General features: G+C 35.2%; 8 protein-coding genes and 2 pseudogenes. 8 read left to right on the plus strand and 2 right to left on the minus strand.

What is annotated here, in order from left to right; translation table 11 throughout:
* Positions 1–56: 56 nt before the first annotated feature.
* The 4 genes and pseudogenes from KDN24_RS06510 to KDN24_RS06525 form a co-directional block, all read left to right on the plus strand.
* Positions 57–1,619: pseudogene (locus tag KDN24_RS06510) on the plus strand (IS1182 family transposase); the annotation flags it as partial.
* Positions 1,620–1,872: 253 nt separating this feature from the next.
* Positions 1,873–2,403, plus strand: coding sequence for a GNAT family N-acetyltransferase (locus tag KDN24_RS06515; protein ID WP_409972118.1), 531 nt, complete (start codon positions 1,873–1,875; stop codon positions 2,401–2,403).
* 183 nt (positions 2,404–2,586) lie between these two features.
* Positions 2,587–3,324 (plus strand): MerR family transcriptional regulator, encoded by a 738-nt coding sequence (locus KDN24_RS06520; protein WP_491348355.1) that lies wholly within the window; start codon positions 2,587–2,589, stop codon positions 3,322–3,324.
* A 55-nt stretch (positions 3,325–3,379) separates the two neighbouring features.
* Positions 3,380–5,641: an ATP-binding cassette domain-containing protein gene (locus tag KDN24_RS06525; RefSeq protein ID WP_409972116.1), complete on the plus strand. Its 2,262-nt coding sequence runs from the start codon at positions 3,380–3,382 to the stop codon at positions 5,639–5,641.
* 67 nt (positions 5,642–5,708) lie between these two features.
* Here the strand turns inward: KDN24_RS06525 and KDN24_RS06530 are convergent, their stop codons facing one another.
* Positions 5,709–6,596 (minus strand): hypothetical protein, encoded by an 888-nt coding sequence (locus KDN24_RS06530; RefSeq protein ID WP_409972115.1) that lies wholly within the window; start codon positions 6,594–6,596, stop codon positions 5,709–5,711.
* A gap of 299 nt (positions 6,597–6,895) precedes the next feature.
* Here KDN24_RS06530 and KDN24_RS06535 point away from each other — a divergent pair.
* The 4 genes and pseudogenes from KDN24_RS06535 to KDN24_RS06550 all read left to right on the plus strand — a co-directional run bounded on the left by KDN24_RS06535 (position 6,896) and on the right by KDN24_RS06550 (position 11,057).
* Positions 6,896–7,695 (plus strand): annotated as a pseudogene (locus tag KDN24_RS06535) (zinc-dependent alcohol dehydrogenase family protein).
* Positions 7,696–8,241: 546 nt separating this feature from the next.
* A complete protein-coding gene (locus tag KDN24_RS06540; RefSeq protein WP_409972114.1) occupies positions 8,242–9,792 on the plus strand; it encodes a caspase family protein in 1,551 nt (516 codons plus the stop codon).
* Positions 9,793–9,952: 160 nt separating this feature from the next.
* Positions 9,953–10,162 (plus strand): AAA family ATPase, encoded by a 210-nt coding sequence (locus tag KDN24_RS06545; RefSeq protein ID WP_409972113.1) that lies wholly within the window; start codon positions 9,953–9,955, stop codon positions 10,160–10,162.
* 124 nt (positions 10,163–10,286) lie between these two features.
* Positions 10,287–11,057 (plus strand): hypothetical protein, encoded by a 771-nt coding sequence (locus KDN24_RS06550; protein WP_409972112.1) that lies wholly within the window; start codon positions 10,287–10,289, stop codon positions 11,055–11,057.
* A gap of 396 nt (positions 11,058–11,453) precedes the next feature.
* On the opposite strand, the gene KDN24_RS06555 is transcribed toward KDN24_RS06550, so the two are convergent.
* Complete coding sequence (locus KDN24_RS06555; protein ID WP_409972111.1) at positions 11,454–12,473, minus strand: hypothetical protein; 1,020 nt, start codon at positions 12,471–12,473, stop codon at positions 11,454–11,456.
* Positions 12,474–12,531 lie beyond the last annotated feature (58 nt).

A 12,531-nucleotide genomic window follows, 5' to 3' on the forward strand; every position in this document is an offset into this window, starting at 1 on the left:
CAACTCCTGATAAAATTAAGTTACCACACAAAATCAAATCAGAAAGAAGTGTCCTTATGTTTAAATATTATAACATGAATCAAATCGTTTTGCCTTTAGATTTAGAAGTAAAATTACAAAAAAATGATATTGCCCTCCATGTTCATCATTTAGTTGAAAGTATCCCTCATGAAGCCTTTGAACCATTTCTTCGAAATGAGGGCTGCCCTGTCTATCATCCACGCATGATGCTTAAAATTATCCTATGTGCCTACACGCAATCAGTCTTCTCAGGGCGCAAAATTGAAGCCCTATTAAAAGACAGTATCCGTAGATGTGGCTAGCTCAAGGGTATGAACCAAGCTACCGAACTATCAACCGATTCCGTGTGCAACCGGAAGTAAAAGAATTAATCCGCCAATGTTTCGTTCAATTCCGCTGCCAGTTAGTACAAGAAAATCTGATTGACCAAGAAGCGATTTTTATTGATGGCATAAAAATTGAAGCAAATGCGAATAAATTTACGTTTGTCTGTAAGAAATCGATTGAGAAATATCATCAAAGTTTAATTGAAAGTCAAACCAGCTATACAATGAACTCCTTAAGAACGAAATCATCCCTGAACTTGAACGTGAAAGCGATGAACAGTTATCAATGGATGAGCTCACTCAAATGGTTCAAAAAGTAACGATGTCGTAATCGATTATGATAAACAAATTGAAGCATCATCAGACATTCCAGAGCGAAAAACTCTAAGAAGTGAACGTAAATACCCAAAACAAGTGCAAAAACAGTTGATTGATTTTGTCTTACGAAAATGGAAATATCAACGAGACTTTGAAATCTTTGGTACACGCAATAGTTATTCAAAAACAGACCATGATGCGACATTTATGCGGATGAAAGATGATTATATGCAAAACGGTCAATTGAAAGCTGGTTATAATGTACAAATCGCTACAGAAGGACAATACGCACTTGCCTATAGTTTATTTTCAAATCCGACAGACACACATACGTTAATTCCGTTCCTAGATGAGATCGAGCGACGTTATTTTGAGCTACCGAAACACATTGTCGTAGATGCAGGTTATTGGAGTGAACAAAATTATGATGATATCCTTTCAAATCGTAAACGAGAAGCGCTAATTACGTATAACATGTAATTGAAAGAGCAAAAGAAAAAATATAAACAAAACGAATTCAATCCAGATAACTGGCAGTATGATGAAGTAAATGATGCATACACTTGTCCGAACCAGCAACGCCTTGTATATAAATATCATTCTGTACGTACGGATAAAACAGGCTTCAAACGAGAGTTTAACATCTATGAATGTGAAGACTGTTCGGAATGCCCATTCCGTTCATCATGTACAAAAGCAAAAGAAGGTAATAATCGAAAATTAATGGTGAATAAAAAGTGGGAGCAACAAAAAGAATATGTAAGAACGAAGCTTTCAGAAGAGAAAACGAGTGCCATCTATCGAAAACGCAAAATCGATGTGGAACCAGTTTTTGGATTCTTGAAGGCTAATTTGAGTTTCGCTCGATTTTTTGTACGAGGAAAATCGAAGGTGGAAAACGAAATGGGCCTCGCGTTAATGGCAGTGAATTTAAGAAAATTCACTGCCAACAACTAAGGTTATAGTAATATATACACGCAAAAATAGAGAAAGGTGAATTTGAGAATCCTCAAATTCACCTTTCTCACTATTTGAAGCTAGTTATGTCCCAGTCTCTTTCTTTAGGTTTTGACTTGAAAAAACCTTTATCCACCAGATACACTATTGATGATTATTCTTACATGACGAAGCAGTCATAAATATAGGTAGAACTAAATTATTTCATACCCATATGACAATAGAAATTAATAGTTGAAGGAGAGAAAAGATGAATACAAGTTTATTTCATTCATTGGAAGGTGAAAATATCAGCTTTAAATCACTAAGTACAAATGATGTTAATGAGATACATAATTATGCGTCAGATGAGGAGGTTTCACGTTTTATTGGCTGGAATTTAATGAGTACCTTGAATGAAACTCGTGAGCACATTGAAACAATGATAAAACGTGAGTCAGCAGGTACTCATCTATACGCCTCTATTGTTCTAAAATCAACCCAAGCAATTATTGGGACCGCTATGATTTTTAATTTTGACCATGAAGCAAACCATGCAGAAATTGGCTATGTTTTTCATAAAGAATATTGGGGCAAGGGTTATGGCAGAGAGAGCGTTAATCTAATGAGTGATTTCGCATTAAATTCACTCAATCTTCATAAGCTCCATGCCCGTGTAGTGGATGCAAATATTGGTTCTGCCCGTATCCTTGCAAAGAACGGGTATGAGTTAGAAGGACGACTAAAAGACTACTATTTTATAGAAGATAAATATTATGATGCATTGCTTTCGGTAAAATAAAAACTAAATAACCGGTATACCATTCACTTGTTTCATTTTGATATCTAGCACATTGATACTTATCAGTGTGCTTCACTTTTAATAGGAAAATAAAAAATATGAAAACCCTCCACTGTCGCACTAGGGTTAAAAGAGTGTGCTATTATGATAGTTACCATTAAGGTAATAATAGAGGGGGATTCGATGAGAACCTATAGTACTTCTGAAATTGCCAGACTAATGGGGATACATCCAAACACTGTTATGCTATACGAGAAATGGGGTTATTTAGCTCCTGTTCAAAGAAAGAAAAATGGCTACAGAGTTTACACTGAAACTCATCTAGAGCAGATGAAACTGGTAAGAATGGCATTAAGAAGTGAAAAGATTAAATACTATATGAGGTTTAAAGTTCAAAATATCATCAGAAGTGCAGCACAAGGGGATTTGCAAAAGGCATTAAAGCTTAGTGGGGAGTATTTGATTCTTATCCAAAATGAAAAGGATAGCGAACTAAGGGTTATGAAAGTAATTCAGGAAATATTAAAAAGTGATTCACTGGAAGAAAAGAATCTTTCATTAAGTAGGAAGGAAGCAGCAAAACTACTTGGGGTATCAAAAAATGTCATGATAAACTGGGAGAGTTATGGTCTTATTGAAGTAGCAAGAAGCAAAAATGGTTATCGTGTTTATGGGGAGGATGAAATAAAGTTATTTAGAGTCATTAAAACCTTGAGGCAGGAAAACTACAGTACACAATGTATAAGGAAAATGCTTAAAAAGTTGAAAACTATTGGCAAAATAAATGATCTGTCTTTATCCAAAGGATCAGAAGAATCGGCAAACTGGTTGTTGTCTTCCCTGACAGAGGCTGAGAGTAATGCACGAGAAATGATTAGTTATATAGGTGAATTAATAAGTGAAAAAAAACAGAAGGTTTAAAATGGTTTAATGAATGCTATGAATAGGAATAAAGATTATTGTAAAGGAGAATTTTATGACTCAAGAATATATAGAAATCCGTGGCGCAAGGGAAAATAACCTAAGAGATATAGCTTTACGTATTCCAAAGCGCAAAATCACTATTTTTACTGGTGTATCCGGTTCTGGCAAATCGTCAATCGTTTTCGACACGATTGCCGCCGAATCTCAGCGTCTGCTGAATGAAAATTTCAGCACGTTTGTCCGCACCTTTCTGCCGCGAGTTCCGCAACCAGATGCAGACGCGATTGAAAACCTTAGTATGGCGGTAATCGTTGACCAAAAACGCTTAGGTGGTGGTTCTCATTCCACGATGGGCACGATTACCGATATTTCTCCACTTCTCCGTCTTCTCTTCTCGCGAGTGGGTCAGCCCTATGTTGGACCTGCATCAAGTTTCTCGTTTAACGATCCGCTTGGCATGTGTCCGGAGTGCAACGGGATTGGTCGCAGCATGTGTGTGGAGCTGAGTAAGGCACTGGATATGTCAAAATCGTTGAATGAGGGAGCATTAATGTTACCGGGCTATTCGGTGGAAAGCTGGGATTGGTCGTTGATTGTGCAGTCAGGTCCCTTTGATCCCGATAAAAAGCTAAGTGAATATTCGGATGAGGAGTTAGAGCAGCTACTTTATGGCAAGGCAAGGAAAGTGAAGGTGGATTTTGCTGGTAAGGCAATGAATGTAACGATGGAAGGTGTCATTGAAAAGTTCACCAACAAGTACATCAAGCAGGATTTGAAGACGAAGTCCGAGCGAACACAGAAAGCTGTTGCTCCATATATTTCCGATGGCCTTTGCCCAAGCTGTCACGGTGCAAGACTCAGTCAAGCCGCACTGGGGTGTAAAATTAATGGTCTCAATATTGCGGAAATGTCCTCCATGGAGGTTGGACAGCTCATCAGTGTTATTCAGGAGATTAACGATCCTGCTGCCGCACCGATTGTCAAGGCGTTGACGGAGCGACTGTTGCATCTGATGGATATCGGACTTGACTACTTGACGCTGGAGCGTGAGACGGACACATTATCTGGTGGTGAGTCTCAGCGCGTCAAAATGGTAAAGCACTTGAGCGGTAGTTTAGTGGATGTTACCTATATCTTTGATGAACCTAGCGTTGGATTGCATCCCCGTGATGTACACCGATTAAATGGTTTGCTTCAGAAGCTTCGCGACAAGGGTAATACCGTGATTGTCGTCGAGCATGATCCTGATGTAATAAAGGTGGCGGATCATATCGTCGATGTTGGGCCACATGCAGGCAGTCGAGGTGGGACCATTGTGTATGAAGGAAGCTTCCAAGGTCTACTTAAGGCAGATACACTGACAGGCTCCCATATGAAACAGCCGCTCCAGCTGAAGCACGATTGCAGACAGCCATCCAACAAGCTATCTATCAAGGATGCTACACTGCACAACCTACGGAACGTGAGTGTAGATATTCCTACAGGAGTGCTGACCTTAGTTACAGGTGTCGCTGGCTCAGGTAAGAGTACGCTAATTAACGAAGTGTTCCTGAGTAAGAATCCGGATGCGATCGTCATTGATCAATCGGCAGTTGGAGTGTCAACTCGCTCGAATCCCGCAACTTACACAGGCATAATGGATGATGTACGCAAGGCGTTTGCTTCTGCGAACAAAGTTAGCCCTGGCTTGTTCAGCTTCAACTCCAAGGGAGCCTGCGAGAACTGTCAAGGACTGGGCGTTGTTTATATTGACCTTGCATACCTTGACAGTGTGAAGCTGCCATGCGAAGTATGTGGGGGTAGACGGTTCAAGGAAGAGGTGCTCGAGTACAAGCTGAACGGCAAGTCCATTGCAGATGTGCTCGAGATGACTGTCGAGAAAGCTTTGGATTTTTTTCAGCAAAAAGAGGTTGTGAAGAAGCTTCAGGCAATGAGTGATGTAGGGCTAAACTATCTTACACTTGGCCAGCCGCTCAGTACGCTCTCGGGTGGGGAATGCCAGCGCATCAAGCTAGCGAGCGAGCTGCATAAGAAGGGTAGCATCTATGTGATGGACGAGCCGACGACTGGCCTGCATATGTCAGACATCGGTCACCTTCTGGAGATCATGAATCGCCTTGTGGATGCCGGCAATACAGTGATTGTCATCGAGCACAATCTCGATGTGATCAGTCAAGCGGACTGGATTATTGATATGGGTCCGGATGGAGGCAGCAAAGGCGGTCAGGTAGTGTTCGAGGGAACACCTTCACAAATTATTAATGAGGAGCATTCGTTTACGGGCAGATATTTAAAGGAACATATAAAAGGTTAAACTTAATTATCCTCAACAAAGGCTGCCAGTAGAATTGGCAGCCTTTTGATTTCTAAAGTTGTTTCTTCTAAAACTGCACTTCTATCGGATTTCGCTCTACTATCTCTTCTACTTCCTCATATCCAGGTAAAAATGCAAAATTATAGCGGGCTGGCAAAGCAAAGACATACTTTTCATTTCGCGCCAATTCTTTCGGTCCGATTGGAGCAGCACCTATATGGAAGTTTTCGGACTGCATGGATTCCCACTGTTCAATGGTAAAAACCATGATCGGAATGTCTTGGCGTGGCTGCTCGTTGGTCCATTCAGGATGACGGATTGATAGTATTGGACCTTTTTCGGTCACCTTGCCATTCACTTCACCAACCCATTCGTCTTCAATGATTGAATAATCTTGCCAGCTAACCGGAAGCTTAAAGCGAAAGCCATATTGATCATTTTCATAGACAATCGAATCCCCATTTTCACCTTGATTGATTTTTACATCAGTAATTATCCACTGTTCCCCGACCTTTTCCACAAATAGTTGAATCGGTCTCCGAGCAGCAACCCCAGTACTTGTAACTTCAACAATTTCACCTTTTACTGAATATTTATTGTCTGATTGTTTCTGAATATCCGTAATGTCGACACGATCCGGCCATGGGCTGGATGTAAGTCTCCCTGGAGCATTTTGCGGATCTTTCAACCACTGCTCTATCAATTCTAGAGAAACGATGCCGCCATAATTTTCTTTCATGCTTTTTTCCAATTCCGTTTGAGGTTCTAATAAAGAAACGTTTTGGAGCCTATTTCCAAATTTTTCGACTAGGCTTACGATGAATTCCTCAACAGATTCATTTGTTTCTGCTGGGCTTTGTTCCTTATCGGATCGATCTTCATTTAAGCTTTCTTTACCCATACATCCGAATAAAGAAATGCTTAATAGAAGAAGTAAATAAATGAATTTTTTCATGAACTTCCCTCCAGTAATCCGTATATATTTATAGACGGTATGAATTATTTTTTGTTACTTTAAATTTTTAAGTAATCGATTAAATTTCATAAATTAAAACCTAAGTACGCCAAAGGTTCTGGGACGCAAAACAAAGGAAGAACTATTAACATGTGAAAATAAATCTTTATTCCATTGAGGGTCGGACCATTTGTTTAAAGAATTTAATATAACGGTATAATTTTAGTTGCATTTATGAACTAGTAGAGATTAGTTTGATAAAATTAATTAAAAACTAACTTCTAAGGAGACATATTATTTTGAATGCGAAATGTATTAAATTTTACGAATTTGGCCGGCCAGAAGACGTATTAAGAGTGGAATTTAAAAGTATAGCGTCTCCAAAAGACAATGAAGTTCTTGTACGTATGTTAGCTCGCCCGATAAATCCATCTGACTTAATACCGATTAAAGGAGCTTATGCTCACCGAATTTATTTGCCTAATATTCCGGGTTATGAAGGAGTAGGCATTAGAGAAGAAGTAGGGCCTTTAGTTTCTAAATGATGTTTTAATGGTTGATGCGTATGGATCTGCTATCGGACATATTTTTGCTCAATTATCGAAGATTTTAGGTTTTTCGATTGATTGCAGTGACAAGAAATAATAAATATACAGAAGACTTACTTCATTTAGGTGCATCTTATGTGATAGATACTGCTAATTTTTCACTCCACAAAACAGTTATGGAATTAACAAATGGAAAAGGAGCAGATGCTGCTATTGATTCCGTTGGAGGTTCATCTGGAAACGACTTGGCTTTTTAATGGGAACTTTTTAACTATTAGTCTTTTATCAGGGGTACAAGTATACTGGGCTGATATTGTAAATAAAGCTAAAGTGAATGCTAATATGTTTCACTTACGGAATTGGAACAATAATATAACAGTAGAAAAGTGGCAAAAAACTTTCAAGCAAAATTATAACTTTATTAAATAATAATAGATTAAAATTAATGAACATAAATTCTCACTTTGACTTGTTAAGATATTAAAAAGGCCATTGAGGTTGTTGAAGCTTCTAAAATGTCTAAAGGGAAAGTGCTCTTAACAAGTTATTGAGATAAATATTACCGAAGGCGATTGCATTCATGAGCAGTCGCTTATTTGTTCAAAAACATTAGAATATTGGGGTAAGGTACATATATTATTAATATGTTAAGACTGTATGAATCTTGGTAGAAGAGACTTAGGAATCTAAGAAACTGCACCTTTTTTATATCTTGACCAAGTACTTTTTCTTTACCAAAAGGTTAAACTTAATTATCCTCACCAAGGGCTGCCTGTGAAATTGGTAGCTTATCGCTTTAGTAAGTGGGATTTCTCCAGTCTTCCGGTGTTACCACAAACACTTCACAACTAAGAAATGTGGATCGGCTAATAGTAAACTAGACAACTTTTTTTAGGTTTTCAAGTTTGTAATCAACCGGACTTACATAACCAAGTGTCCCGCGAATTCTTATGTGATTAAACTAGTGAACAAAGTCATTCAATACTCTTGTTAAATTTTCTAATCTATCAGTGCCTATTTGTTACTAAAACAATATTATTTAACTAAAATTCAATGCTATAATATTAATGTTAGAAATTGGAACAGGAGGATAAATTATGGGCATAAAGGCACTAGTGATAGGGGTAAGTGATTATTCAGTTATAAATCAATCTAATCTTCCTTTTTGCATAAATGATATTGAGGCTGTAACTAATGCCTTAGTTGAGGGGTTGTTAGTAGAAAAAAGTAATATTATATCCTTAGGCACTAATGGATTTGTTAATAAATCAGATTTTCTTGGTGCACTTGATTTGTCGATGTTCAATTTAGAAACTGATGATACTTTTATCTTTTATTTTTCAGGACATGGAGGAAATATACCTTATGACCATCATTTATTATTTAGTGATGGCATAATAAGAACACAGGATATCATTAAAGTGTTTGACAATATTCCTACAAAAAATAAAATAATAATTTTGGATAGTTGTATGTCTGGAAATTTCAAAGTTGATGAAACTGCTAGACTCGCTATGGATACAAAAATAGCTGATTTTTTTGGAAAAGGTTATGTAGTTATTTCTTCAAGTAATGCCACCCAATATTCTTATGGACATCCAGCTAAACCAGTAAGCTTATTTACTAGTTTCTTATGTGAAGCTCTAAAAGATAAATTTTTAATAAAAAACGGAAACAAGTCTTTGTATGACATACAAAAATTACTTTTTCTCTATCTTGATATTTGGAATAAGAATAATCCAAATTGTAAGCAAGATCCTATTTTTAGAGCAAATATAGGCGGAACAATATTATTCCCAGTTGAGACATATATCCCGTATGAAACAAAAGAATTCTATTACAAAACAGACAATTTCATTATCTATGCAGTAGAACCAACGCATAGCTCAATTGCAAAAAGATTCTCTGTTAAAGTAATTTTGAAAGGACCTCTATCATTTAAAGAAATTTCTTCCATTAATTATGAAATAGTTGAAAAAGTAAAAAGTGTTGAAATATACAGTAGTAAACGGGAGGAATTCAAATGGGGAGGCATGAATGCTAATATTATATTTTGCTATTACGGCAAAGATGAAACTGATATGACAAATTCAAATTATATATGTCGTACAACATGGATAGATGAAACTCAAGACAAAAAATGGTGGTATAGGTTATCTGATAAGTCCGAAATTATAGATGATATACATTTTAATTTCCATTCCTACTATACAACTTTAAAAATATTTCAGCAAGAAAATACAGGCCAAGAAATAACACTTATATCCCAAACTAAGGAGATTATCAGTCAACTTGTTACATTAGCCGAAAAAGTCATTACCATATACAATGAATTTTTAAACGGAACAAAGACTGAACAACAATTTATAGATGAAATGAACTTGCTAGTGCCACTCATTGAAAAATGGTATTTTGCAGAAACAGAACTTGATCTTCCCCCGAAGGAAATTAAAGAATGGTGTTCCGCTTGTTCTGGACTTTCAGCAACAATCTTTGATTTTACTTTGTTTTATAATGAGAAAGCTATAGCTACAAGAAGTTTTGATAATAGAATTGCTTGTATGAATATTACCAAAGAAAGATATTATGAAGACTTAGAGAAATTGAAAATCGAAGAAGATCGTATGAATTCATTAATCAATGGTTGATATATAGTGTAGGATAAAAGAAAATAGATCAAATTCATTTTGAGATAAGTTTATTCTAAATTGTATATTATATTATGATAATAATAGGTATTAAGAATTCAAAATGATTCTATATTTGCAATAAGAGGTGTAACAAAGTAATGGATAGAGGTAGTACAAAATGTATATATCAAATATTAATATTCAAAGTTATAAGAACTTTAGTTCAATCTCAGTTGATTTAATGACTGGACAAAATAATGCTGGAAAATCGAATTTGTTGAGAGCCTTAGCTATAGTATTTGACAGCTCTTCTAGGAAACAATTATCCATCAATGATATTTGTATGAATTTACCCTTAAAAGAGTTAAAAGCTCATTCCCTAAAGTAAAAACGAAGGAAAGCTGAGATGGTTTCGGAAAATGATAGGCTGACTGTAGAACTTAGGGCTAAGAGTATGCGAACTTTTGAGAGGCTGGTTATTTTTGATATTGCAGGATGAGAGGTAAAAAACTATGCGAGACAGAATATACGGTTGGATAAAAGCTGAATGGATAAAATTGTCTGGGATAATGTTGCTTTCATTATTGAATATATTAGCCTTAAAACCAATATATCTTCTGGCTGGGTATGTTAATACGCTTTTTTTACTGTTCGGCGTAATATCCATATCCTTTTTTCTAATCAGAGAGTATTTAAAGTACCAAAAAATTTCAATAATATATGTTATAGGTATCAATGTTATTGCACTAATTAATTTTTTAGGATCTCCTGGCGTGATTTTTGGGATTTGCTTGTTATGGATTAGATTTATTATTTTTTTAATACCTGTAGTGCTTGGGCTATTTATCGTATGGAAAGCAAAAACAAAAATCGTTAAACATTTCCACACCTATTTAATACTTAGTTTATTTACGGTAATCTTAAATTTTGGTGGGCTTTACGAATCACTATACTCTATGTATTTTCCGTATGGTCAAGAAAACTTTAAGATTGATCAGGAAATGAGTTGGTCTCAAGTAGTAATGCCGATAGATTTTATTTATTATAGCTCAGATGCATTTTTTGGAACCAATATAAGTGATGTAAGTATTAAATATATTGATTATATGGAGTTGCACAATGATGAAAGTATTATGGCAAATCATAAAGACAAATATGAAGGTGCTATAAATATAATTCAAATTGCAAAGATACTTTCTCTGCTTGAATCCATCCTATTTATTGTTTATATCTCCATAATTGTTATGGGTGCAGAAGGAGTTACCTCGGAAGAGACTTCGTGATTATTCAATGACTCTTATTGAAAAAAATTTTATGAAAAATACAATTAAACCTAATGAGCAGATTGATGACAAAAGGGGTTCGGAATGAGATCATTCCGAACCCCTTTTGTCGACAATCTGGCACGTTGATACTTATCAGTGTGCTTTACTTCAAATAGGAAAACAAAAAATATTAAAACCCTCCACAGTCGCACTAGGGTTAATGGAGTGTGTATTATGATGTATAGCCGTATAAATCATATATCGAATAATTCATTCTCATTGTACTTGTCTAAATTAGTAATTTAAACACTCATATTCTAAATGAAAATCAAATCCTTTCTGTTTTAAAAAGGAAAAAGTAGAGAAGTATATTAAACTCACTACTAGTTAAATATTATTTCATGTTATCCCATACTAGCTAGATTTATCAAAAATGTATATTCCTACTCTCTCTTCATTTCCACAATGTGGGCAGGTGTATAGGTAGTCATTTATGAATTCTTCAGATACAGTCCCTTTGAAATTAAAGCTATTAGAGCATTCTTCACATGTCACTTTAATATGTTCAAGCACACTTTTAAAAGTATTGATAAAATCATCACTAATAATTTGAGACATTTTTAACAATTTAATTTCCCTTACATATTTATTAAAAGTGATAATACTTGTTTCAGGCTTTAAGATTGATTCAAAAATCTTTATAATTACTTCAATAGCAAAGTTCATAATTAATGGTATTTTTTGGTAATAAATATTCCAAAACTCTTGCCATATTTCATCATAAGCAAAAATAAAATTTAAATTACCAGCTTCTGTAGGATAGTTTTTATTTCCTGTAACTAGATGAATAGATTGATCCCATATGCTTGAAAGACCATATTCACAGTCCCTTTTATATATCAAGTTGTATAATATATCTTTCTCAAACTCATTTCCAACTAATTTGTTTGAACATTCTAATATGTCTTTTTTTCTACTTGCGCTTATTGAAGAAACATCATATTCTCTAGGATTTTGTTTCATTAAATTATTCATTAATTCTTGTCCATCAACCAGCAACCAACAAAGATAAAAAAGAGTGTCTTTTATTGGTTTTCGACATATTGTATAAGCTACTGTAACCTTCCCACGTTCAGAACAATCAAATGATTCATGCATATAAAAAATAAAATCTCTCAAAAGGCTAAAGAAAAGATGAGCCTTTAATGAGGAATATGCTTCATTTTCAAATCCATTATCCAGCATCCAATCAATTAAATCTTCATCTTTCTCAGGTAACTTTATATCTTCCTTTACACTAAAAGTGGTTTGAGATAGATTAAATTCATCTGCTTTTCTTAAAATATCTACTATTATGTCATTGTAATATAAAAGAAGTTCATGCCTAGGTATAAATTCTTTAGGTAAATAACTTGATAGATAAGAACTTGCCATTTAAACACATCCTTTATTACTATTTTATCATTATTTAGTTTTCAGTGATTTGATTAAA

The organism is Cytobacillus sp. Bva_UNVM-123, from assembly GCF_046351715.2.
Classification (GTDB): domain Bacteria; phylum Bacillota; class Bacilli; order Bacillales; family Cytobacillaceae; genus Cytobacillus.

Bases quoted from the DNA above. Each gene is read 5' to 3' on its own strand.
- KDN24_RS06515 (WP_409972118.1), top strand. From the start codon at position 1,873: ATGAATACAAGTTTATTTCATTCATTGGAAGGTGAAAATATCAGCTTT.
- KDN24_RS06520 (WP_491348355.1), top strand. From the start codon at position 2,587: ATGAGAACCTATAGTACTTCTGAAATTGCCAGACTAATGGGGATACAT.
- KDN24_RS06525 (WP_409972116.1), top strand. From the start codon at position 3,380: ATGACTCAAGAATATATAGAAATCCGTGGCGCAAGGGAAAATAACCTA.
- KDN24_RS06530 (WP_409972115.1), bottom strand. From the start codon at position 6,596: ATGAAAAAATTCATTTATTTACTTCTTCTATTAAGCATTTCTTTATTC.
- KDN24_RS06540 (WP_409972114.1), top strand. From the start codon at position 8,242: ATGGGCATAAAGGCACTAGTGATAGGGGTAAGTGATTATTCAGTTATA.
- KDN24_RS06545 (WP_409972113.1), top strand. From the start codon at position 9,953: ATGTATATATCAAATATTAATATTCAAAGTTATAAGAACTTTAGTTCA.
- KDN24_RS06550 (WP_409972112.1), top strand. From the start codon at position 10,287: ATGCGAGACAGAATATACGGTTGGATAAAAGCTGAATGGATAAAATTG.
- KDN24_RS06555 (WP_409972111.1), bottom strand. From the start codon at position 12,473: ATGGCAAGTTCTTATCTATCAAGTTATTTACCTAAAGAATTTATACCT.